At 75.3% G+C, this 22,408-nt stretch carries 21 protein-coding genes and 1 pseudogene; 19 read left to right on the plus strand and 3 right to left on the minus strand.

The genetic code is table 11. The annotated features are described in order from the left end of the window. Positions 1 to 56: 56 nt before the first annotated feature. From BM242_RS27450 to BM242_RS27500, 11 genes and pseudogenes are all read left to right on the plus strand, one after another. A complete protein-coding gene (locus BM242_RS27450; protein WP_245834569.1) occupies positions 57 to 1,187 on the plus strand; it encodes a PLP-dependent cysteine synthase family protein in 1,131 nt (376 codons plus the stop codon). After that, the gene (locus BM242_RS27455) at positions 1,184 to 2,530 is read left to right on the plus strand and encodes a mandelate racemase/muconate lactonizing enzyme family protein (RefSeq protein ID WP_245834565.1); all 1,347 of its coding nucleotides are present in this window, start codon (positions 1,184 to 1,186) and stop codon (positions 2,528 to 2,530) included. The genes BM242_RS27450 and BM242_RS27455 overlap by 4 nt, the downstream gene beginning before the upstream one ends. Next, entirely contained in the window at positions 2,530 to 3,972 is a 1,443-nt protein-coding gene (locus tag BM242_RS27460; RefSeq protein WP_425443939.1) for an MFS transporter, read from the plus strand. The genes BM242_RS27455 and BM242_RS27460 overlap by 1 nt, the downstream gene beginning before the upstream one ends. After that, complete coding sequence (locus BM242_RS27465) at positions 3,969 to 4,826, plus strand: class I SAM-dependent DNA methyltransferase (protein ID WP_093841656.1); 858 nt, start codon at positions 3,969 to 3,971, stop codon at positions 4,824 to 4,826. Before BM242_RS27460 ends, BM242_RS27465 begins: the two co-directional genes overlap by 4 nt. Before the next feature lie 173 nt (positions 4,827 to 4,999). Further along, positions 5,000 to 6,604: an ABC transporter substrate-binding protein gene (locus BM242_RS27470; protein WP_093841657.1), complete on the plus strand. Its 1,605-nt coding sequence runs from the start codon at positions 5,000 to 5,002 to the stop codon at positions 6,602 to 6,604. 31 nt (positions 6,605 to 6,635) lie between these two features. Beyond that, entirely contained in the window at positions 6,636 to 7,589 is a 954-nt protein-coding gene (locus BM242_RS27475) for an ABC transporter permease (RefSeq protein WP_093841658.1), read from the plus strand. Next, positions 7,586 to 8,431, plus strand: a complete 846-nt coding sequence (locus tag BM242_RS27480) for an ABC transporter permease (RefSeq protein WP_093841659.1) — start codon at positions 7,586 to 7,588, stop codon at positions 8,429 to 8,431. Before BM242_RS27475 ends, BM242_RS27480 begins: the two co-directional genes overlap by 4 nt. Beyond that, positions 8,428 to 10,032, plus strand: a complete 1,605-nt coding sequence (locus tag BM242_RS27485) for an ABC transporter ATP-binding protein (protein WP_245834567.1) — start codon at positions 8,428 to 8,430, stop codon at positions 10,030 to 10,032. The genes BM242_RS27480 and BM242_RS27485 overlap by 4 nt, the downstream gene beginning before the upstream one ends. Before the next feature lie 121 nt (positions 10,033 to 10,153). Continuing rightward, complete coding sequence (locus BM242_RS27490) at positions 10,154 to 10,393, plus strand: ribbon-helix-helix protein, CopG family (RefSeq protein ID WP_093841660.1); 240 nt, start codon at positions 10,154 to 10,156, stop codon at positions 10,391 to 10,393. Then, the gene (locus tag BM242_RS27495) at positions 10,390 to 10,824 is read left to right on the plus strand and encodes a PIN domain-containing protein (protein WP_093841661.1); all 435 of its coding nucleotides are present in this window, start codon (positions 10,390 to 10,392) and stop codon (positions 10,822 to 10,824) included. The genes BM242_RS27490 and BM242_RS27495 overlap by 4 nt, the downstream gene beginning before the upstream one ends. A gap of 34 nt (positions 10,825 to 10,858) precedes the next feature. Further along, positions 10,859 to 11,449, plus strand: a pseudogene (locus BM242_RS27500) (XRE family transcriptional regulator); the annotation flags it as partial. A 34-nt stretch (positions 11,450 to 11,483) separates the two neighbouring features. On the opposite strand, the gene BM242_RS27505 reads toward BM242_RS27500, so the two are convergent. Beyond that, the gene (locus BM242_RS27505) at positions 11,484 to 12,644 is read right to left on the minus strand and encodes a CapA family protein (protein ID WP_093841662.1); all 1,161 of its coding nucleotides are present in this window, start codon (positions 12,642 to 12,644) and stop codon (positions 11,484 to 11,486) included. Between the two features lie 96 nt (positions 12,645 to 12,740). Here BM242_RS27505 and BM242_RS27510 point away from each other — a divergent pair, with 96 nt between their 5' ends. The 4 genes from BM242_RS27510 (at position 12,741) to BM242_RS27525 (ending at position 18,011) form a co-directional block, all read left to right on the plus strand. Next, positions 12,741 to 13,349 carry a riboflavin biosynthesis intermediates N-glycosidase gene (locus BM242_RS27510; RefSeq protein ID WP_093841663.1) on the plus strand — a complete coding sequence of 203 codons (609 nt, stop codon included), beginning with the start codon at positions 12,741 to 12,743 and terminating at the stop codon, positions 13,347 to 13,349. 194 nt (positions 13,350 to 13,543) lie between these two features. After that, a complete protein-coding gene (locus BM242_RS27515; protein WP_093841664.1) occupies positions 13,544 to 14,833 on the plus strand; it encodes a sensor histidine kinase in 1,290 nt (429 codons plus the stop codon). Positions 14,834 to 14,857: 24 nt separating this feature from the next. Beyond that, positions 14,858 to 15,556, plus strand: coding sequence for a response regulator (locus BM242_RS27520; protein ID WP_093841665.1), 699 nt, complete (start codon positions 14,858 to 14,860; stop codon positions 15,554 to 15,556). A gap of 316 nt (positions 15,557 to 15,872) precedes the next feature. Then, positions 15,873 to 18,011 (plus strand): MMPL family transporter, encoded by a 2,139-nt coding sequence (locus tag BM242_RS27525; RefSeq protein WP_093841666.1) that lies wholly within the window; start codon positions 15,873 to 15,875, stop codon positions 18,009 to 18,011. A gap of 88 nt (positions 18,012 to 18,099) precedes the next feature. Here the strand turns inward: BM242_RS27525 and BM242_RS27530 are convergent, their stop codons facing one another. Together BM242_RS27530 and BM242_RS27535 are read right to left on the minus strand one after the other, a co-directional pair. Further along, the gene (locus BM242_RS27530) at positions 18,100 to 18,627 is read right to left on the minus strand and encodes an NUDIX hydrolase (protein WP_093841667.1); all 528 of its coding nucleotides are present in this window, start codon (positions 18,625 to 18,627) and stop codon (positions 18,100 to 18,102) included. Positions 18,628 to 18,653: 26 nt separating this feature from the next. Further along, positions 18,654 to 18,944: a hypothetical protein gene (locus BM242_RS27535; RefSeq protein WP_093841668.1), complete on the minus strand. Its 291-nt coding sequence runs from the start codon at positions 18,942 to 18,944 to the stop codon at positions 18,654 to 18,656. A gap of 209 nt (positions 18,945 to 19,153) precedes the next feature. Here BM242_RS27535 and BM242_RS27540 point away from each other — a divergent pair, with 209 nt between their 5' ends. From BM242_RS27540 to BM242_RS27555, 4 genes are all read left to right on the plus strand, one after another. Continuing rightward, entirely contained in the window at positions 19,154 to 19,450 is a 297-nt protein-coding gene (locus tag BM242_RS27540; RefSeq protein WP_093841669.1) for a DUF1540 domain-containing protein, read from the plus strand. Positions 19,451 to 19,585: 135 nt separating this feature from the next. After that, a complete protein-coding gene (locus BM242_RS27545; protein ID WP_093841678.1) occupies positions 19,586 to 20,380 on the plus strand; it encodes an AraC family transcriptional regulator in 795 nt (264 codons plus the stop codon). A gap of 47 nt (positions 20,381 to 20,427) precedes the next feature. Beyond that, a complete protein-coding gene (locus BM242_RS27550) occupies positions 20,428 to 21,393 on the plus strand; it encodes a DMT family transporter (protein WP_093841670.1) in 966 nt (321 codons plus the stop codon). 550 nt (positions 21,394 to 21,943) lie between these two features. Beyond that, a partial coding sequence (locus BM242_RS27555; RefSeq protein WP_281254726.1) for a glycoside hydrolase family 11 protein occupies positions 21,944 to 22,408 on the plus strand: 465 nt, incomplete at its 3' end.

Genomic DNA, 22,408 nt, shown 5'->3' on the forward strand with positions numbered 1-22,408 from the left:
CCGAGCCGTCCGCCTCCGCCGTCCCCGCCGCGCCGCCGGCCGCCGCCCCCGAACTGATGGAGCTGCTGGGCCGAACGCCCATGGCCCGGATCACCGTCCCGCTGCCGAGCCGGCACCCCGGTTTCTGGGCCAAGCTGGAGGCGCTGGGCGCCGGCGGCCTCAAGGCCCGCGCCGCCGTGGCCATGCTGCGCGGCGCCCGGGAACGCGGCGAACTGCGCCCCGGCGCGCCCGTGGTGGAATCCACCTCCGGCACCCTGGGCCTGGGCCTGGCCTTCGCCGGGCAGGCGCTGGGCCACCCCGTCGTGCTGGTCGGCGACACCGAACTGGAGCCCGCCATGCGGGCGCTGCTGCGGTCCCACGGGGTCCGGCTGGAGCTGGTGGACCGGCCCGCGCCGCGCGGCGGCTGGCAGGCCGCCCGGCTGGCCAGGCTGCGCGGACTGCTCGCCGAACTCCCCGGCGCCTACTGGCCCGACCAGTACAACAACCCCGACAACGCCGCCGGTTACGCCGGGCTGGCGGCCGAGATCGGCAACGCCCTGGACCATCTCGATGTGCTGGTGTGCAGCGTCGGCACCGGCGGGCACAGCGCCGGCCTGGCCGGCCCGCTGCGCCGTCGCTGGCCGGGGCTGGAGATCATCGGCGTGGACTCGGTCGGCTCCACCATCTTCGGCCAGCCCGCCCGCCCCCGGCTGATGCGCGGCCTGGGCAGCAGCATCCATCCGCGCAATGTGCGGTACGAGATCTTCGACGAGGTGCACTGGGTCGGGCCGCGGGAGGCGGCCGACGCCTGCCGCCGGCTGGCCAGGGGCTGTTTCGTCAGCGGCGGCTGGAGCACCGGCGCGGTCGCGCTGGTGGCGGCCTGGGCGGCCCGGACCCGGCCGGGCGCGGTGGTCGCCACCGTCTTCCCGGACGGCCCGCACCGCTACCTGGGCACCCTCTTCGACGACGACTACTGCCTGCGGCAGGGGCTGACCGGCAGCGGTGGCGGGCCGGTCGCCGACCGGCCGCTGGAGATCCCGCACCCGCAGGCGGTGGAGGCCACCGGCTGGGCCCGCTGCCGCACGGTGGCCGATCCGCTGGCGGACCGGACCCTGCCGGAGCCGGAGCCGGGGACGGCGGCGGGGACGGAACCGGGGACGGCGGCGGGAGCCGGGACGGACGCCGGGGCAGGGGAGGCCCGGTCGTGAGGCTCACCACGCGTACCACCGTGCTGCGGCTGGCCACCCCGCTGCGCATCTCCCGCTCGGTGATGACGCACCGCGACGCGGTCTGTGTCGCGGTGTTCCCGGACGACGCGCCGCCCCCCGGTCAGCCGAGGACGCCGGGGCGTGGCGCGGCGGCGGCCGGTACCGGTTCCGCCGGCCGCTCCGTCCCGGGCGGTGCCCCCACGGCGCCGCCCGGGACGGTCGAGGAGACCGCGGCGGACGAGGCCGTCGGATACGGCGAGGTGGTCAGCTCCCGCTATCTGGGGGTGGCCACCCGTCAGGCGGTGCGGCTGCTGCGCGAACAGGCCGCCCCCGCCCTGGCCCGGCACGCCGGGCCGGACACCGCGCTGGAGGCGCTGCGCGCCGGGGAGCTGCTGCCCGCGCCGTGCCCGCCGTCGGTGGCGGCCGCGGTGGACGCCGCGCTGCTGGACCTGCTGGGCAAGCTGACCGGGCAGCCGGTCTACCGGCTGCTGGCGGACGCGGCCTTCCCTGCCGTCCGCCCGCCCGCGGCGCGCACCGCCCGGACCATCGGCATCACCGGTGTTGCCGAGGCCGTCGCGCAGGCGCGGGAACTGGCCGGCCGGGGCTTCGCGGTGCTCAAGCTCAAGGCCGGCACCGCCGACCCGGAGGAGGATCTGCGCCGGGTGGCCGCGGTCCGGGACGCGGTGCCGTCCGCTGTGCAACTGCTGCTGGACCCCAACGGCGCCTGGACGCCGTCCCGCGCCGCGGCGCTGCTGCCGCGCTTCGCCGACCTGGGCGTGGCCGCCGTCGAGCAGCCCACCGCGCCGGGCGATCCGGAGGCGCTGGCCCGGCTCGCGGAACGCTCGCCGGTGCCGCTGATCGCGGACGAGGACGCCGCCGGCCTGGCCGACGCACGGCGCCTGGCGGGCCGGGTGCAGGGCGTCAACATCAAGCTCGCCAAGTGCGGGGGCGTCCAGCAGGCGCTGCGGATCTGCGCGGCGCTGGCGGGCAGCGGCACCGGGGTCATGCTCGGCTGCCTGACCGCCTCCTCGCTCTCCCTCGCCCCGGCCGTCCATCTGGCCGACCGCGCCCGCTGGGCCGATCTGGACGGTCATCTGCTGCTCGCCCACGACCCCTGGCAGGGCATCGGCGGCGCCGACGGCACGGTACGGGCCTCGGAACGTCCCGGGCTCGGGGTCCGGCCCGCGTCCGAGGACGCCTCCGCCGCCCCGCCCCCGTCCGGCCCGTCCCACCCGTCCGCCTCGCCCGCCCCGTCCGCTCCGGAGTCCGGCCCGGAGTGCGGCCCGAGGTGCGGCCCGGAGCCCGCGACCGCCGCGGCGCGTTCCGGAAGGAGCACGGCATGATCCGCACGGTGCGCGCCATGCGCGGCTTTCCGCTCGCCGTCCGGCTGCTGCTGGTCAACCAGTTCGGCGTCAACGTCGGCTTCTATCTGCTGATCCCCTATCTCGCGCTGCATCTGGACGAGGACCTGGGGATGTCCGCGGCGGTGATCGGGATGGTGCTGGGGGCCCGCACCCTCAGCCAGCAGGGCCTGTTCATGATCGGCGGCTCGGCCGCCGACCGGCTGGGCGCCCGCGGCGTGATCACCGCCGGCTGCGCCCTGCGCACGGTCGGCTTCGGTCTCTTCGCCCTCGGCGACGACCTCGCCGTGCTGCTGGCCGCCTCGGTGCTCAGCGGTCTGGCCGGGGCGCTGTTCAACCCGGCGGTGCGCGCCTATGTGGCGCTGGAGGCCCGGGACCGCAAGGCCGAGGCGTTCGCCCTGTTCCAGGTGTTCGCCACGGCGGGCGCGCTGGCCGGGCCGCTGCTGGGCAGCGTGCTGCTGCTGGCCGACTTCCGGGTCTCGGCGCTGACCGCCGCCGCGGTGTTCGCGCTGCTGACCGTCGCCCAGGCGCTGGTGCTGCCGGCCCGGAAGCCGGCCGCCGCCCGGGAGCCGGGCGAGCCGGGCGAGCCGGGCGAGCCGGGGGTGCCGGGTGGCCCGGGTGCCGGCCGGCGCGGGGTGCTCGGCGACTGGCGGGAGGTGCTGGGCAACCGCCGCTTCCTGGCCTTCGCCCTCGCGCTCACCGGCCTGTTCACCCTGGAGACCCAGCTCTATCTGCTGCTTCCGGAAGGCGCCCGGACCGCCACCGGCTGGTCCGGCGCGGCCGGACTGCTCTTTCTGACCGGCACCCTGGCCACCCTGGGCCTGCAACTGCGGATCACCACCCGGCTCAAGGCGCGCGGCAGCCGGGGCCGCTGGATAGCCCTCGGCATGGCGCTGACCGGGCTGGCGTTCCTGCCGCCGCTGCTGGTCACCGGCCACCCCACGGCCGGGGAGGGGCCGCCGCCGGACGGGGTGGCGGAGGCGGCGCTGCGGCTGCTGCCGGTGCTGGCCGGCACCTTCCTGCTCTATCTGGGGGTGATGGTGGCCCAGCCGTTCGTGATGGAACTGATCCCCGCCTTCGGCCGGCCGTCCCTCACCGGCACCTGCTTCGGCCTGTTCTTCATGGTGTCCGGACTCGCCGCCGCGGCCGGCAACACCGGTATCGGCTGGGCCATGGACCTGGGCGAACGCACCGGCCGGCCCTGGCTGCCCTGGCTGTGCTGCTGCGCCGTCGGCCTGGCCTCTGCCGCGGCCGTGACGGTGCTGCACCGCCGCGCCGTGCTGCCCCAGCCCGAGCCCCAGCCCGAGCCCCAGCCCGAGCCCCAGCCCGAGCCCCGGCCCGAGCCCCGGCCGGAGCCGGAGCGGCAGACCACCGCCGCCGTCGCCGATCCGCACCGCCGCGACAGCAGGGAGGCCGTGTCATGACCGCCACCGTTTCCGGCCACGGCAGCACCGGCGGCGGCGCCGGTGACAATCTGCTGACCGACCGGCCGGAGCTGTACGAGGCGCAGTTCCCCGACCCGCAGCGGCTGGCCGCCCGCTGGGCGGAGGATGTGCTGTGCCGGCACGCCGCCGGCCCCCGGCTGCTGGACGCGGGCTGCGGCACCGGCCGGGACGCCGCCTGGCTGCACCACCACGGCCGGCACGGCCGGGGCCGCCGGGTCACCGGCTTCGACCTCTCCCCGGCCATGCTGGCGCACGCCCGAGCCCACCACCCCGGACCGGAATACCTCGCCGCCGACCTGCGCGGCTTCGACCTCGGCCGGTGCGTCTTCGACGCGGTGCTCTGCCTGGACAGCGCGCTGCTGTACTGCCACAGCAACGACGAACTGGCCGGTTTCCTGGCCTCCTGCCGGCGCCATCTCGCCCCGGGCGGGCTGCTGATCGCCGAGATGCGGAACGGGGCGTACTTCCTCGGGCGCACCGATCTGCTGGACGCGCCGCGCACCCGCTCCCTCACCTGGCAGGGCGTCACCCGCACCTCGGTCACCACGCTGTGGGTGGACCGGGCCGCCCAGTTGCTGCGCCGGCGCCGGGTCTGGACGGCGGACGACGGCTCACCGCCGGTGGAGCAGCACTCGGCCTGGCGGCTGCTCTTCCCGCAGGAGCTGCGGCAGGTGCTGCGCACCGCCGGATTCCGGGTGCTGGAACTCCATGACGGGCCGGGGCCGCGCACCGATCCCCCCTGGCGGCCGGGCGGCGAGCCGGGCGCGGCGGCCCCGTCCCCGGACGGCCCGGCCGACGGCGACCGGCTGCATCTGGTGGCCCGCGCCGCCTGACCGGGCAGCCCGGCCGGCAGCACCGCACCGGTCACCGCAACAGCAGGAGCACCCCGGCCGTCCCCGCAGAAATCACCGGAATCACCGGAAATCATCAAAGACTGCCAGAGTTCACCAGAGACCACCAGCAGCAACCCGAACCACCAGGAACCAGTAAGAACAGGAAGACCAGCATGCGCACCACGGGAACCAGCAGACGTACCGTCCTCGCGGCGGGCGGCGGCACGGCCGCCGCCCTGGCCCTCGCCGCCTGCGGCGGCTCCGGCTCCGGCGGCTCGGCCTCCGGCGGCACCGGCGGATCGGGCGAGGGCGGCGACGCCACGCCGCGCAGCGGCGGCAAGCTGCGCGCCGCCTTCGCCGGCGGCGGCGCGGGCGAAACCCTCGACCCCCACCTGACCAACCTCTTCGCCGACGCCGCCCGCGCCAAGGCCCTGTTCGACAAGCTCGCCGAGTTCGGCTCCGACATGTCCGCCCAGCCCCGCCTCGCCGAACGATGGGAACCCAACGACGCCCTGGACCGCTGGACCATCACCCTGCGCGACGCCCTCTGGCACGACGGCAAGCCGGTCACCGCCGCCGATGTGCTGTACAGCTACCGCCGCATCGCCGACCCCGGCCAGGCGTTCCGCGCCAAGGCCGCGCTGGAGCCCATCGACCTCCAGGCCAGCGAGGCGCCCGACGACCGCACCGTGGTCTTCCAGCTCAAGCGCCCCTACGCCGATTTCCCCAATGTCATGGCCGCGTTCGGCGCCTACATCGTCCAGGACTCGGCCGCCGACTTCACCGAGCCGGTCGGCTGCGGCCCGTTCCGCTTCGTCTCCTTCACCCCCGGCGAATCCCTGCTGGTCTCCCGCTTCGACGACTACTGGGAGGGCGCCCCGCACCTGGACGAGCTGGAATTCGTCATCGCCGACGAGGAATCCGCCCGGATCAACGCGCTCCTCGGCGGCCAGGTCGAATACGCCCACGAACTCAACCCGGCCACCGCCCGCGCCCACGAGACCGGCGGCCGGATACAGATCATCCGGCTGGCCAACAGCGCCATGCAGGGCTTCGTCCTCAAGACCGACCGCGCCCCCTTCGACGACAAGCGGGTCCGCGAGGCGTTCTTCCTGATCGCCGACCGGCAGGAACTCATCGACGGCGCCCTCTCCGGCGCCGGAGAAATCGGCAACGACCTCTTCGGCAAGGGCTACCAGTACTACGCCGACGCCATCCCGCAGCGCGAGCAGGACCTCGACCGGGCCCGCGCCCTGCTCCGCGAAGCCGGCCACGACCCGGACAACGGCACCGGACTGACCGTCACCCTGGACACCTCCCCGGTCGCCACCGGCTTTGTCGAGGCCGCCGAGATCTTCAAGACCCAGGCCGCGCAGGCCGGCGTCACCGTCGAGGTGAAGGTCGGCAACGCCGAGACCTACTGGTCGGACACCCTGGACGGCGGCATGTTCTCCTGCACCCGCTCCGGCACCATGCCCATCGAGTCGCACATCTCGCAGCGGCTGCTCACCGACTCGCCCACCAACGCCACCCAGTGGCGCCACGCCGACTTCGACGACCTCTACCAGCAGGCCCAGGCCACCCGCGACGAGACCGAGCGGGCCGCGCTCTACGAGCGGATGCAGCGCCGGCTGCACGCCGAGGGCGGCTTCCTGATCTGGGGATTCGCCGACTGGATTCTGGGCGCGGCGAACTCCGTGCGGGGCATCGCCGGGGACGCCCCGGCCAACACCCTGGACTGGGCCCGGTTCGACCGGGTCTGGCTGGCCGAGGGGTGAGCGGGCAGAGAACCGGCAGAGAACCAAGGACATGAGCGACCGCCGCGCCTGGCTGGTGCGGCGGCTGTCCGTCGGGGTGCTCCAGATCGCCGGTGTGCTGGCGCTGGTCTTCCTCCTCACCGAGGCCCTCCCCGGCGACGCGGCCGTCGCACTCGCCGGGGACCACCCCGACCCCGAACGCATCGCACGCATCCGCGAGACCATGAATCTGGACGAGCCGGCCGCCGAACGCCTCGCGCAGTGGGCCGCCGGACTGCTCACCGGCGACCTGGGCACCTCCCTGGTCTCCGGCCGCCCGGTCACCGGCTATCTCACCGCCGGACTCGGCCCCACCCTGGTGCTGGCCGCGCTGACCATGGCACTGCTGGTGCCGGTCGCGGTCGGGCTGGGCGTGCTGGCCGCCCGCCGCGAGGGCGGCCGGACCGACCGGCTGATCTCCACGGCCACCCTGGCCGTCTACGCCGTGCCGGAGTTCGCGCTCGGCGTGCTGCTGGTGGTGGTGTTCGCGCTGCAACTGGGCCGGCTGCCGCCCACCGCGGTCGGCCACGGCTCCGACCCGCTGGCCGAGCCGGCCGTGCTGGTGCTGCCGGTGCTGGTGCTGCTGGCCCGGCCGGTGTGCTCCATCAGCCGCCTGGTGCGGGCCGGGATGATCGACGCGCTGGCCGCCCCGTACAGCGCGCAGGCCCGCCGCTACGGCGTGCCCGCCGGGCGCGTCCGCTGGGCGCACGCGCTGCCCAACGCCCTCGCCCCGGCGGCCCAGCAGCTCGCCCGCACCCTGGACTGGCTGCTGGGCGGGGTGATCGTGGTGGAGACCCTGTTTGTGATCCAGGGGCTGGGCACCATCCTGATGGACGCGGTGGCGGCCCGCGACATCCCGGTGATCCAGGGCCTGGCCGTGGTGTTCGGCACCCTCACCGTGCTGCTCAACCTGGGCGCCGACCTGGTCGCCCGGCACTTCGCGCCGCGCACCGGAGCCGCCGCATGAAGCCCCGGGCCGCCGCGCGGCGGACGGGACGCGGACAGGCGGTGCTGGGCGCGGCGCTGCTGACCGTGCCGCTGCTGCTGGCCCTGGCCGGGCCCTGGCTGGCCGGCGAACCCGGCCCGCGCGGCGTCTCCTTCACCCTGGGCGACGGCCACTGGCTGGGCACCGACTTCACCGGCCGGGACGTGTGGCGGCAGGTGCTGCTCGGCGGGCGCTCGGTGCTGCTGACCGCCCTGGCCGCCACCGTGCTGGCGTATCTGGCCGCGCTGCCGATCGGCCTGGCCGCCGCGCTCACCCACCGGACCTGGCTGGAGGAGGCGCTGCTGCGCCCGCTGGACGTGGTGCTGGCCGTGCCGTCGCTGCTTCTGCTGCTGATGACCGCCGCGCTGTTCACCCCCGGCGCCGCCGGGCTGGCCCTGATCGTGGCGGCGGTCAATGTGCCGGACACCGTGCGGATCGTGCGCGCCGGGGCGACGGAGGCGGCGGGACGGCCGGCCGTGGAGGCGATGCGGCTCCAGGGGGAGAGCTGGTGGCGGATGGCGATCGGCTATGTCGGCCGCTCCATGCTGCGCACCCTGGCGGCGGACGCGGGCGTGCGGCTGACCGGCGCGCTGTATCTGATCGCCACGGCCGCCTTTCTGGGGGTCGGGGTGGCCCCGGACGCCGCCGACTGGGCGGTGATGGTGGACCACAACCGCACCGGGCTGTTCATCCAGCCGTGGGCGGTGGTGGTCCCCGCCCTGCTGATCGTGGCGCTGACCACCGGCACCAATCTGCTCGCCGACGCCGCGCTGTCCGCCCGCCGCGGCGGCCCGGCGGCCCCCGGAAGGACGGTCACCTCGTGAACCGCGAAACGATCCCGCCCGCGGCGCGCATCGACCGGCTGCGGGTCGAGGTGGCCGGCCGGGCCCTGGTGGACGGCGTCTCGCTGACCGCGCTGCCCGGCCGCTGCACCGCGCTGATCGGCCCGTCCGGCAGCGGCAAGAGCACCACCGGGCTGGCGCTGCTCGGCGAGTACCCGGACGGGGCGGCGGTCTCCGGCACGGTACGGGTGACCGGCGGGCGCGCCGCGTACATCCCGCAGAGCCCGGCGGCGGCGCTCAACCCGGCCCGGCGGGCGGGCGCGCTGCTCGGCGACATCGCCCGGCAGCGCCACGGCAGCGGCCCGCGGCGGCGGGCGGACCGGGCGGCGGCGGTGCGTCAGGCGCTGCGCGCGGCCCAGTTGCCGGATCCGGAGCTGGTGCTGCGCCGCCATCCGCACCAGTTGTCCGGCGGGCAGCAGCAGCGGGCGGTGCTGGCCCAGGCGCTGCTCTCCGGGGCGCCGGTGGTGGTCGCGGACGAACCGACCACGGGCCAGGACCCGGACACCAAGCGGCGGGTGACGGCCGAGCTGCGGACGGTGCTGGACCGCGGCATCGCGCTGGTGCTGCTCAGCCACGACCTGGAGGTGGTGCGGGAACTCGCCGACGAGGTGGTGGCGCTGCGCGACGGCCGGGTGGCGGAGGCCGGACCGGCGGGCCGGGTCCTCCCCGCCGTACACAGCCTGTGGACAGCCGCCCCGCTCGCCCCGTCCCCGGTACCGGCCATGGCCGCACCACCCCCCGTCACCGCCGCCTCGGCTGCCGGCGGGCCGACGGCCTCGGGTACGGCCGCCTCCGCTCCCGCCGGTCCCGCTGGTCCTGCCGGTCCCGCCGGTCCGGGCGCGGAGCCGGACGGGGACGTGGTGCTGGAGGCCGCCGGGCTCACGGCATGGCACGGCGGCGGAAAGCGGCGGCCCGGCCGCGCCGGGACGGTGACGCTGCGGGAGGTCGCGCTCACCGTGCGGCCGGGCGAGTGCCTGGCCCTGATCGGCGCCTCCGGCTCCGGCAAGACCACCCTGGCCCGCTGCCTGGCCGGACTGCACCGCCGCTGGTCAGGCCGGCTGCTGCTGGACGGACAGCCGCTGCCGCCCAGCCTGCGCGACCGCACCCGCGGCCAGCTCGCCGCCGTGCAGTACGTGTTCCAGGACGCCCGTGCCTCGTTCGACGAATACCGGCCGGTGCGGGAGCAGGTCGCCCGCACCGCCGTGCGGCTGCGCGGCGCCGCCCCGGACGCGGCCCTCGACGAGGCCGGAGCCCTCCTCACCACCCTGGGCCTGGACGCCGCAACCGCCGCCCGCACCCCCGCCGGGCTCTCCGGCGGCGAACTCCAGCGCGCCGCGCTCGCCCGCGCACTGCTGGCCCGGCCCCGGGTGCTGCTCTGCGACGAGATCACCTCCGGACTCGACCCCGCCAACCGGCAGGCCATCCGCACCCTGCTGACCGGACTCACCACCGGCACCGCCACAACCCCGCCCACCGCCCTGGTGCTGATCACCCACGATCTGCCGCTGGCCGCCGGACTGGCCCACCGGACCGCCGTCGTCGCCCACGGCCGCCTCGCCCTCCCCCACCCCACCCACCCCTGAGGGCGCCAGACCCCGTGCCGGGTCAAACGAGTGGTGTAACCGGGTTGGTCGGGGGTTACTGACGGACGGTCTGGCTCGTCAGCGACAAGTGGCGCCTATATGGCTGAGGTACCATAACCATATGGCTTTGAAGAAGACGACCGTCATGGTCGACGAAGAGGATCTGGCTCTGATCAAGGAGGCCGCGGCGCGCGAGGGCCGGCCGGAGTCGGAGTACTTCCGGGAGGCGTTCCACATCGCGGCTCTGCGCACCCGGCGCTGGAGCGAGGACTGGGACATTCCCCGCCTGGACTTCGGTGGTCCGGTCACCGCCGAGGAGATCGACCGAGCGGTCTCGGACGGCGTGGCGGACGCCGAGTGATCGTCATCGGCGACACCTCCGGTCTGGTCGCCGCCCTCAATGTCTCGGACGCCGAGCACGAGCCCGCCCGCACCGCCATGCGTCAGGCCGCGCTCACCGTAGTCTCACCTCTGGTGATCTTGGAGATCGAACACATCGCCACTCGCAACGTCGACCGCCGGGCGGCCCACTCGGTGAACGACTGGCTCCTGTCGCAGGAACGTACCGGGCGCGTGGCCATTCCCGAGTTGTCCGCCGTCACCCTGCGCAAGGCCCGAGCAGTCCAGAACCGCTACGCGGCCCTGCGACTCGATCTGACCGACGCGGTGAACGTCGTCCTGGCCGAGGCATACGACACCGAGACCATCCTGACGCTCGACCGCCGAGACTTCAGAGCCATCACCCCGCTCACCGGCACTCACGCCTTCCGTCTCCTGCCCGACGATCTGTAGCTGCTGCGGGTCCGACGCGGGAGGTGTGGTGGATCGCCCGATGTACGCCCGGGCTCTGGAACGCGTCACCGGGCGGCCGATCGAGGCGTTGGGCTTCGCCTCTCCGGTGCCGATGGCCCGTGTCTCCGGCGACGGCCATGGCGGGCACGATGTCGCCCCCTCCGCCGACGGTGTGCCGGCCGCCGGCGGCCGGCCCGGAACCGCGGCCGCGGCCGGGCGCGGCAGCTTCTCCGGGGTGTGGCTCTCCCGGTACGAGTACTACAGCTCAAGCCGTGAGAACACCCGCACCGGACTGCACTACGTGGTGATCCTTCAGCACGGCGGTCGGCTGACGGTCCGCAGCCTGCCCGGCTCCTCCGGCTCCCCGCTGTCGATGGACCTGGAGGCCGACGGGAACGTACTGACGGGCACCTGGTCGGAGCAGACCGCGCCGGACGGCTACTACCAGGGGGCCCGCTATCACGGCGCCGTACAGCTCCTGGTGGAGCCGACCGGGCGGCGGATGGCCGGGAAGTGGGTCGGGATCGGCAAGGACTTCGACGTGAACACCGGGCCGTGGGAGCCGGTGTTCCGGGACGCCTCCACCGCGAAGGCGACGCTGGACGCGTACAACCGGCCGCCGGAGGAGCAGCCGGAGCAGGCGGGCGGTGCTGCCGCTGTCAACGGTGCAGGGCGAGGTTGCCGTCCTTGTCGGTGGAGAGGTGGGTGCCGAAGGGGCGGGCGGCGGCGGTGAGGGTCCGGCGCAGCCACTCCGTCTCACCGCCCGAGGCGTGCTCCAGGCGCAGGCCGCGGGCGCGCAGCGGCACCATGCGCAGTTCGGCGAGCCGCCCGGTGTCCGGCTCCAGCCGGGCCAGATGGCACAGCCGCAGATCGTCCCGGAACTCCTCGTAGCCCGCGATGCCCTCGTAGTCGTTGACCAGATCGCCGCAGCCGTAGAGCACCAGCTTTCCCCGGTACACCTCCGGCGGGCGGGGGTGGTGCGAGGAGTGGCCGTGGACGACATCGGCGCCGCCGTCGATCAGGGCGTGCGCGAAGGTCACATGATCCGGCGGGATCTCCCACCCCCAGTTGGACCCCCAGTGCAGCGAGACCACCACCAGATCGCCGGGCCGCCGGGCCTGCCCGATGCGGTGCGCCAGGACGTCCGCGGCCTGTGCCGACGGGCCGGGCAGGAAGTCCACCCCCGCCCGGCGCGCCGTGGCGCCCCACTCCAGCGGCACCCCCGCGGACGGCATGGCCAGCGCGAACACCAGCACCCGGCCCCGCTGCCCCCGCTGCCCCCGCGGCGTGCCGCCGTCGGCGGGCAGCGGGACGGCGGCGGGCCGGCCGGCCCGGTCCGCGTCCCGGCCCGCGCCGGCCGTGCGCAGCCCGGCGCCCGCCAGCGCCTCCAGGGTCTCGGCCAGCCCGCGGCGGCCGAAGTCCAGCACATGGTTGTTGGCCAGCACGCAGACGTCGGGGCGGGCCGCGGCCAGGCAGGGCAGGTTGGCCGGGTGCATGCGGTAGTGGATGCCCTTGCCGGGCTCGAAGTCCGCGCTGGTGGTGACGGACGTTTCCAGATTCAGCAGCCGCACCGCGTCCGGTGCCTGCTCGTCCATGGCGCGCAGCGCCTCGCCCCAGGGCCATTCCGGCGGGGCCGGGTGCGGCACCTGGACGCCGGCGGCGTCCTCGGCCAGCGCGACATAGCCGCGGGCGTCCCGCACATACGGCTCCCGCAGTGCCGGATCGCCGGGGTGGGGCAGGATCTGGTCGATGCCGCGGCCGAGCATCACATCGCCGCACAGCGCCAGCCCCACCGTGCCCCGGGCCGCGGATCCAGCCATGCCTCAAGCGTAGGAGCGGCCGGGCCGGGCCGCGCGCGGGCGCCGGGCGCGGAAACCGCTGGCCCGTCCGGCCGGACGCATGCCAGGCTGCCGGTCATGGCCGGTACCCCACGCTCCGCAGCGGCGCTGCCGCGCAGTCTCGCCGACGCCGTGGCCGCCGAGACGGCCGGGCAGCGGCTGCGCTTCGTCTTCTTCTGGCGCCACGGGCAGCCGGCCGGGGACGGCGGGGACGGGGGGATCGGCCCGGGCTGCCTGAGCCAGTGGTGGCCGGAGGAGTTCACGGCCGGGGACGGGCGGGTCTACCGCTCCGCGGAGCACTACATGATGGCCCACAAGGCGTGGCTGTTCGGCGACGAGGAGACCGCCGGGCGGATTCTCGCGGCCGGGCATCCGGCCGAGGCGCAGAAGCTGGGCCGGCTGGTCCGCGGCTTCGACGAAGCCGTCTGGCGGCAGCACCGGTCCGGCATCGTGGCGCGGGGCAACGCGGCCAAGTTCGCCGCCCGCCCGGAGCTGCGCGAGTATCTGCTGGCCACCCGGGAGCGGGTGCTGGTGGAGGCCAGCCCGCTGGACCGGATCTGGGGCATCGGCCTGGCCGCGGACGACGAGCGGGCGGGCAGTCCGGCACGCTGGCGCGGCCTCAATCTGCTCGGCTTCGCCCTGATGGCGGCCCGGGACGCACTCGCCGCGGACGCCGCCGCCCGCTGACCGCCGCCGCGGACCGCGAGAAGCGGACAACAGCCGCGGGCGCCGGCGCGACCCCGGGCGGTGCGGGTGGCACGGAGCGGCTGGAGCGGCACGCGTCTCCCTCTCGCCGGTGAGGCGGAACCTCCCTCGCACCGGCGAGGACGGTGCGGCGGGCCGGCCGGGATACTGGCCGGAACTCTGCCGAGGAGCCGCCGATGACCGTTCCCTTCGCTCCGTCGCCGGGTCTCCCTCCAGCGGTGAACCGCGCCGCCGCACTCGCCGCCCGGCTCCGTCTTCCCCACCCCCTGGCGCTGGACCTGGCCGTGACCGTGGCCGTGCTGTGCGCCGCCTGGCTGCAGTGCGTCTTCCCGGCGGACGGCCGGGAATCGGTGAGCCCGCTGGGCTGGGTGCTGGCGGCGGGCACCGCGCTGCCGCTGCTCTGGCGGCGGCGCGCGCCCTTTGCGGTCTGCCTGGCGGTGGGCGCCGCCACCACCGGCATGGGCGTCCACCACCAGCCGCCGCCCGATGTGCTCTACGGCGGCCTGGTCATCGTCTACACCCTGGCCGCCGCCGGCCGCCCCTGGCAGCGCCGCTTCGCCCTGGTCGCCTGGCTGGTCGGCACCTCCGCCGTGATCTCCGTCAAGGGCGGCGCCGACCCGATCGACTACGGCTTTCACCTGCTGGGCGTGGGCAGCGCGTACGGCATCGGGGTGCTCACCCGGGTCAAGCACGCATACGCCCAGGCCGCCGAGGACCGGGCCCGCCGGGCCGAGCGCGAGCGGGAGATCCAGGTGGCCCGCGCCGCGGCCCTGGAACGCGCCCGGATCGCCCGGGACATGCACGACATCCTGGCCCATGCGGTGTCCCTGATGGTGGTGCAGGCGGAGGCCGGTCCGGTGGTGGTGCGCAGCGACCCGGCCCGCGCCGAGGCGGCGTTCGACGCGATAGCCGGGACCGGGCGGGACGCCATGGCCCAGCTGCGGCGTATTCTCGGCGTGCTGAAGGACGGGGACGGCAGCGCCGCCGCCCCCGCGGCGGACGGCCCCGGCCCCGGCCCCGGAACCGGCGGCCCGCCGCGGGCGCCGCAGCCCACCGTGGCCGATCTGCCGGAGCTGGTGCGGCAGGTCACCCGCAGTACCGGGCTGCGCACCGAACTGCACACCAGCGGCGAACCGCGCCCGCTGCCGGCCGATACCGAGGTGGCCGTCTACCGGGTGGTCCAGGAGGCGCTGACCAACACCGTCAAGCACGCCGGTGCCCGCACCGTCCGGGTGGAACTGGACTGGGAGGACGAGGACGACATGCTGGTGCTCACCGTCGCCGACGACGGCCGCGGCCCGGCGGGGACGGTGCCCGCGCAGGGCGGCGGCAACGGCCTGGTCAACATCCGGGAGCGCGCCGCCGCCTGCGGCGGCCGGGTGCGCACCGGGCCGGGACCGGACGGCCGCGGCTTCCGGGTGGTGGCCCGGCTCCCGGCCGCCGGCCGGCGCCGGACGGTGGCCTGAGAGCTGAAGGGCTGAGGGATTCGGATGAGCATCCGGGTGGTGGTCGCCGACGACCAGGAGCTGGTCCGCAGCGGCTTCACCATGATTCTTGAGGCCCAGCCCGACATCGAGGTGGTGGCCGAGGCGGGCGACGGCGCCGCGGCGGTCGCGGCGGTCGGCGAGCACCGCCCCGATGTGCTGCTGCTCGATGTGCGGATGCCGGTGATGGACGGCATCGAGGCGGCCAGGCAGGTGTGCGCCCGCAGTGACTGCCGGGTGGTCATGCTCACCACCTTCGACGTGGACGAGTACGTCTACGAGGCGCTGGCCGCGGGCGCCAGCGGCTTCCTGCTCAAGGATGTGCGCCGGGACGATCTGGTGCACGCGGTGCGGCTGGCGGCGTCCGGTGATTCGCTGCTCGCCCCGACCGTGACCCGGCGGCTGATCGCGGACGTCATCCGGCTGCGCCGGGAGCGGCAGCGGCCCGCGCCGCAGCCGCAGGCACCGCAGGCCGCGGCCGGCCGGCTGTCGGTGCTCACCGCCCGCGAGGCGGAGACGCTGCGGCTGCTGGCCCGCGGGCTGACCAACGCCGAGATCGCCGCGGCCTTCACGGTCAGCGAGCACACGGTGAAGACGCATGTCAGCAGCGTGCTCACCAAGCTCGGACTGCGCGACCGGGTGCAGGCCGTGATCTGCGCCTACGAGGCGGGCCTGGTCACCCCCGGTACCCCCGACCCCGCCTGACCCCCGCTCCGCGGTCGCCGCCGCCCGGCCCGGCACGCCCCGCCGCGCCCCGGTACGCCCGGCCCCGGGCCGTTCACGCCGGCGGGCGTTGCTCCGCCGGCCCGCCGGCCCGCCGGGCAGCGGCCCGCGCCCGCGCGTCCGCCCGCCGAGGGCGGCACCGGGCGCCGGGCCTCCCCCCGCAGGGGGAGGAGCGGCGCCGGCTCCCCCGCCGGGGGGAGGCCGGGAAACCGCTCGTCCGGGCGATCCGCCGCAGGTCCCGGCGGCGTCACTCTGTGTGGCATTCGCGAAGACCGCCGAGAAATGCCGAGGAGACACCATGCTCGCCGCACTAGCCCGGGTGGCGACCCGCCGCCCGATGACCGTGATATTCGCCTGGCTGGTCCTTCTGGTGCTCGGATTCGGCCTCGGCACCGGGGTGTTCGAGCGGCTCGACGACGCCGTGAGCAGTATCCCGGGCAGCGAGACAGAACAGGCCGCCGAGCGGCTCGACGGCCTCGATCCGGCCGGGGACTCGCTCACCGCCGTCATCGTGGCACCCGCCGTGGACGACCCCGCGCTGCGCTCCGGCGTCGCCGCCGCCGTGGCCGATCTGGCCGCCATCCCGGGCGTCACCCAGGTCCCCGACCCCTACACCACCCCCGGTCTGGCCGCCGAGGACGGCGAGGCGCTGCTGCTGCCCGTCGGCTTCGACGCCGCCCTGGACGACGGCGCCGAGGAGGACGCGGTGGCCACGGCCGCCGACCGCATCCGGGAACTGGACGGCCTGGCCGATGCCGAGGTCCAGGTCAGCGGCGACGCCCTGCTCGGCGACCAGATCGGCGAGCGCGCCCAGGGCGATGTGGCCCGGGCCGAGATCATCTCGCTGCCGCTGGTCCTGCTGCTGCTGATCGTGGTCTTCGGCGGCCTGCGCGCGGCCGGTCTGCCCCTGGTGGTGGCGGTCAGCGGCATCGCCGGGGCGTTCCTGGCGCTGTTCCTGTTCAGCCTGGTCACCGATGTCTCGGTCTACGCGGTGCAGGTCACCACCATGCTCGGCCTGGGCCTGGCGGTGGACTACGCCCTGCTGCTCGTGGTCCGTTACCGCGAGGAACGCGCGGCGGCCGGGGATGGTGAGGACCATCTGGAGGCGGTGCGGCGCACGGTGGTGCGGGCCGGCCGCACCGTGCTGTTCTCCGGCCTGACCGTGGCCGTCAGCCTGGCCGGGCTGCTGGTGTTCCCCAACCCGTTCCTGCGCTCCATGGGCCTGGCCGTGGCCGCCGTGGTGGCCGTGGACATGCTGGCCGCGGTCACCCTGCTGCCGGCCCTGCTGGCCCGCTTCGGCCGCCGGATCACCCCGGCCCCGGCGACCACCCGCTCGGGGCGTGAGCCCGGCCATCTCTTCGCCCGCCTGGCCCGCTTCTCGGCCCGCCGCCCGCTGGCCGTGGCGGTCACCGTGGTGGCCGGGCTGGTGGTACTGGCCGTGCCGGCCGCCGGCACCACCATCGAACTGGGCGACGCCCGCCAGCTGCCCACCGACACCGAGGCCCGCAAGCTCTACGATGCGCTCGCCGAGCACTACCCGGAGGGCACCGGAGTCCGCCCGGTGGAGGTGCTGGCCGGTCCCGGCACCGACCCCGCGCTGCTGGACCGGCTCCCGGAGCTGCCCGGCGTGGCCCGGGCCGAGAGCCGGGAACTGCCGGACGGCACGCTGCTGGTGGAGCTCACCCCCACCGGCAGCGTGGACGGCCCGGCCGCGACCGCGCTGGTGGAGCAGGTCCGCGAGCTGCGCGGCGCGGAGCCGGTCGAGGTGACCGGCAACGCCGCCGCGCTGGTCGACTTCCGGGCCATGCTGGCCGACCGCGCCCCCTGGGCGGTCGCCACCGTGCTGGTCTCCGTCTTCCTGCTGCTGTTCGCCTTCACCGGCTCGCTGCTGATCCCGCTGCGCACCATCGCCACCACCCTGCTCTCCCTGGGCGCGGCGCTGGGCGTGGTCACCTGGGTGTTCCAGGACGGGAATCTGGTCTGGCTGATCGGCGCCGAGGAGATGGGTGCGCTCTCCCTCACCGGACCGCCGCTGATCATCGCCATCTCCTTCGGCCTGGCCATGGACTACGAGCTGTTCATCCTGGCCCGGATGCGGGAGACCTGGCTGGACACGGGGGACGAGCGGGAGGCCGTGGTCGCCGGGCTGCAGCGCTCCGGCCGGGTGGTGAGCTGCGCGGCGCTGCTGCTGGCGGTGGTCTTCGCGGCCTTCATGACCGGCGGCTTCTCGCCGATCCTGCAGATCGGGCTCGGGCTGACGCTGGCGGTGCTGATCGACGCCAGCGTGGTGCGGATGCTGCTGGTGCCGGCCACCATGAGCCTGCTGGGCCGGCGTGCCTGGTGGTCGCCGGCGCCGCTGCGCCGGCTGCACCACCGCTACGGGCTGCACGAGGAACCCCGCCCGGCCCCGCCGGAAAAGATCTCCCTGCCCGGCTGACCGGGCCCGCGGCGTGACGGGACGCCGCCGCCCCCGCGCCGGGGCCGGCGGCGTCCGCCGTCCCGCTCCCGCCGGCCCGGCGGTCGCGCTAGCCGGGGCCGCCCGGCTCCGGCTCGCCAGCGGCCGGCCGCCGCTCGCGCAACCGGTCGCGCAACCGGTCGCGCAACCGGTCGAGGAAGACGGCCTGGGCGCGCACCAGCTTCGCCCGGGCCCGGGCCACCGGGAACCACTCCACCCGGTCCAGCTCGGGGAAGGCCCGCAAGATGCCGGAGCGGGGCGGCCACTCCATGGTGAAGGTGCCCGGCACCACCGAGGCCGGGTCGAGATCGCCCTCCACCGCCCAGGCGGTGACCGTCTTGCCGCCGGACTGCCGCACCTCGCCCAGCGGCAGCCGTTCGCCCGCCGGGGGCTCCACCCCCAGCTCCTCCCGGAACTCGCGCGGTGCCGCGTCCCGGGCCTCCTCCGGCGGCTCGTACTCGCCCTTGGGCACCGTCCAGGCCCCGGCGTCGCGGCGCGCCCAGAAGGGGCCGCCCAGGTGGCCGAGCAGCACTTCGAGGCCGTTCCCTGGCGTCACCCGGAACAGCAGCAGGCCGGCGCTGCGGCGGCGCGGCGGCACGCGGTCTCCCGGACCGGCGGCGGCGGTCAGCCCACCGAGGCCCAGCCGGCGGGGGTGGACCGGCCGCCGCCCACCCGCACGACCTCCACCACGGCCTGGTGCAGCGCCCGGCTGGCCTCCTCCGAGTGGCACTCCACCGGGCTGCCGGAGAGAGTGAACCAGTCGGACGCGCCCGTGTACTGCACCGTCACATCGGCGCGGTCACCGACCCAGGTGGTGTGGACGGTCAGGTCACCCGTCACCACACCCATCTCGTCGGTGCGTACGCCTCCGGGCCCGGTGAACACGCCCTGTGTTGTCCAAGATGCCCAGGCCATCCTTGATCACCGCCTTCCGTGCCGGTCCCCGCCCAGCCCATTCTCCACCGCCTGCCCGCCGGCCGGACCGGGCCGGACGGCCCCGGCGGGGGCAATGCCGCACGTCCACGCGTGGTGTGCCGGACCTGGTCCTGCTCCCAGCCTGGCACGTAACCCGGACGGCGCATTCCGGCGCGCCGCTGCCGCGCTCTCCTGCCAGCCTCGGCCCCATGGACGTGCCCAGCGAGATGCCCGCCGTGAACGCCTGTGCCGTGCAGGAGTGTGCCTACAACCGCGAGGGCGACTGCCACGCCTTGGCGATCACGGTGGGAGACAGCCGCCACCCGCACTGCGACACCTTCCTCGGCACCGGCCCCGAGGGCGGCGAGCCCGGCGCCACCGGCCGGGTCGGTGCCTGCAAGATGGCCGACTGCCGTCACAACAACCGCCTCGAATGCCATGCCCCCGGTATCACCGTGGGCTACCGCCAGTCCGAGGTTGACTGCCTCACCTACAGCCCCGCCTGAGCCCCGCTCCGCCCGGCGGCCTGTCGGTGCCCGGTCCTACCATCGGGCGAGGAGCGCGGGGGAGGCGATCGGGCGCGGGAGCGGGCGGAGTGGACGCGGCTGGTGCTGGGGGCCGGCCGGCGTCCGCTGGATCTGATGGCCGCGCGCTTCCATGCGCACCGCTACGCGCCGCATGCGCACGAGGAGTTCGCCGTCGGGGTCACGCTCGGCGGGCTGGAGGTGATCGACTACCGCGGCGGGAGGCTGTACTCGGGGCCGGGCAGCATCGTGGTGCTGGAGCCCGGCGAGGTGCACACCGGTGGCCCGGCCGGGGAGGAGGGCTTCGCCTACCGGGTGGCGTATCCGCCGGCGGCGCTGCTGCGCGAGGGGGTGGCCGCCGCCGGGCCGCCGCACTTCCGGCAGCCGGTGATCGAGGACGGGCCGCTGGCCGTGGCGCTGCACCGGGCCTATCGCGCGGCGGGCGGCGGCGCCGGCGCCGGTGACGCGCTGGAGCACGAATCACGGCTGCTGTGGCTGTTCGCCACGCTGGCCCGGCGGCATGCCGTGCCCGGTACGGCCCGGCCGCCGCGGGAGCTGTCCGACCCGGCCGGGCGGCTGCTGCGGCATGTCAGGGACCGGCTGGCCGCCGATCTGCTCGCCCCGCCGACGCTGGCCGAGCTCGCCGCCGAACTGGGCGTCTCCCGCTACCAGTTGCTGCGTGCCTTCCGGCGCGGCAGCGGCATGCCGCCGTATGCCTGGCTGGCCCAGTACCGGGTGGGCCGGGCGCGTGCCCTGCTGGCCGCGGGCCACCGCCCGGCCGAGGCCGCGGCGCTGGCCGGCTTCGCCGACCAGGCCCATCTCACCCGCTGGTTCCGCCGGGTGATGGGCGTCACCCCGGCCGCGTACCGCAACAGCGTTCAAGACCCGGCCCGGGCCCGCCCCGCATCCTGAGCCCGGTCCGTTTCCGGACCACCGCTGACGGGCGATCGGAGGGCGCGGTGTCACCTCGCGGCTGGGCGCTGTTCTCGCTGATGGGCGTCGTCTGGGGCATCCCCTATCTGATGATCAAGGTCGCGGTGGCGGAGGTCTCCGTGCCGATGGTGGTCTTCTCCCGGTGCGCGCTGGGCCTGCTGCTTCTGCTGCCGTTCGCGCTGCGCGCCGGCGGGTTCGGCCCGCTGCGGGGCCACTGGGTGCCCGTCCTGCTCTTCGCCGGGGTCGAGATCGTCGGCCCCTGGGCGCTGCTCTCGCACGCGGAACGCGAACTCTCCAGCTCCATGACCGGCCTGCTGATCGCCGCCGTGCCCATCCTCACCGCGCTGCTGACCCGGCTGACCCGGCTGACCGGCGGCGGCAGCGGCGACGGGGGCGAGCGGCTGGGGCCGCGCCGCTGGACCGGTCTGCTGCTCGGTCTCGGCGGGGTCGCCCTGCTGGCCGCCCCGCATCTGAGCGGCGGCAGTGCGCTCTCGGTCGGCGAGGTCCTGCTGACCGCCTTCGGCTACACCATCGCCCCGCTGATCGCCGCCCGCCGGCTGCGCGAGGTGCCCACGCTTCAGCTCACCACCGCCTGCCTGGCCGTGGCCACCGCCGTCTACGCCGTCCCGGCCTGGCTCACCCGGCCCTCGGCCGTGCCCTCCGGCGAGGCGCTGGCCTCCCTCGCCGGGCTCGGCGCGGTCTGCACCGCGCTCGGCTTCCTGCTGTTCTTCGAACTGCTCCGCGAGGTCGGCACCGGCCGGGCCGTGGTGTTCACCTATGTCAATCCGGCGGTGGCCGTGGCCGCGGGCGTCCTGCTGCTCTCCGAGCCGCTGACCGCCGTCATCCTGGTCTCCTTCGCCGCCATCCTCACCGGCTCCTTCCTCGCCACCGCCCCCGCGGCCCCCGCTCCCCGCCCACCACGCCGGCGGCGGCCCGCGGCGGCGCGGGCGCAGGGTGAGGAGAACGCCGCACGCGGCACCGCGGACCGCTGACCGATCCGCGGCGGCAGCGGCATCCGCCATGTCCGCGGGTGGTGTTCCCGGACTGACCCGACTGCACGCCGAAAAGTTTCCGGAATGGTTCCGGAACTTTTCCGGAGAAGTGGCCATGGAGCCCCGGTTCTTGATCGTTCAACAGCGATCCCTCTCTTGTTCAACTGCCCTGTTTCTTTGGATGACCAGTGCCAATGCCCTGACGTGCGCATTTCTTCGGCGGTTAAAGTTTCGGGTCTTCTCCGAAAACTGTTGACAACTTGTCGTGTGCGGGCCAACCTATGGGCCGTTGGCAGCCTCGGCCGCTGCCGACCCGGGTCACGAGCCGCGACCCGGACAACACCGGTCACCGGCCGCTCGGTGACCGGGAGTTCACCCCCCACCGTCGTTTACGACGCCGTCGCGCGGTGGCGCACCCTGCCCACCGACCGGCCGTGCCGGGTCGTAACGCGCTTCCTGGCTTCCCAGCCAGCCTTCCGAAGGAGGAAGCTTGCACGTGAACGACGCCCCACCCCCCACGAAACGCCGCGGGCTCGGCCGCTTCCGGCCGCTGCTCAGGAGCCGCCGGACGAGCGGCCGGATCAAGCTGCTGATCAGTGCCGCGTGTGCCGCGCTGGTCGGGGCGGCGCTGCTGCCCGCCGGCAGTGCCCAGGCCGCGACCATCACGCAGAACTCCACCGGCACCGACGGCGGCTACTTCTACTCGTTCTGGACCGACGCCCCCGGCACGGTCACCATGAACACCGGCTCCGGCGGCAACTACTCCACCCAGTGGAGCAACACCGGCAACTTCGTGGCCGGCAAGGGCTGGAGCACCGGAAGCAGCCGGACGGTCACCTACTCCGGCACCTTCAACCCCTCCGGCAACGCCTATCTGACGCTCTACGGCTGGTCGCGCAACCCGCTGGTGGAGTACTACATCGTCGACAACTGGGGCACCTACCGGCCCACCGGCACCTACAAGGGCACCGTCAACAGCGACGGCGGCACCTACGACATCTACGAGACCACCCGC

The organism is Streptomyces aidingensis, assembly GCF_900112355.1.
Lineage (GTDB): Bacteria > Actinomycetota > Actinomycetes > Streptomycetales > Streptomycetaceae > Streptomyces > Streptomyces aidingensis.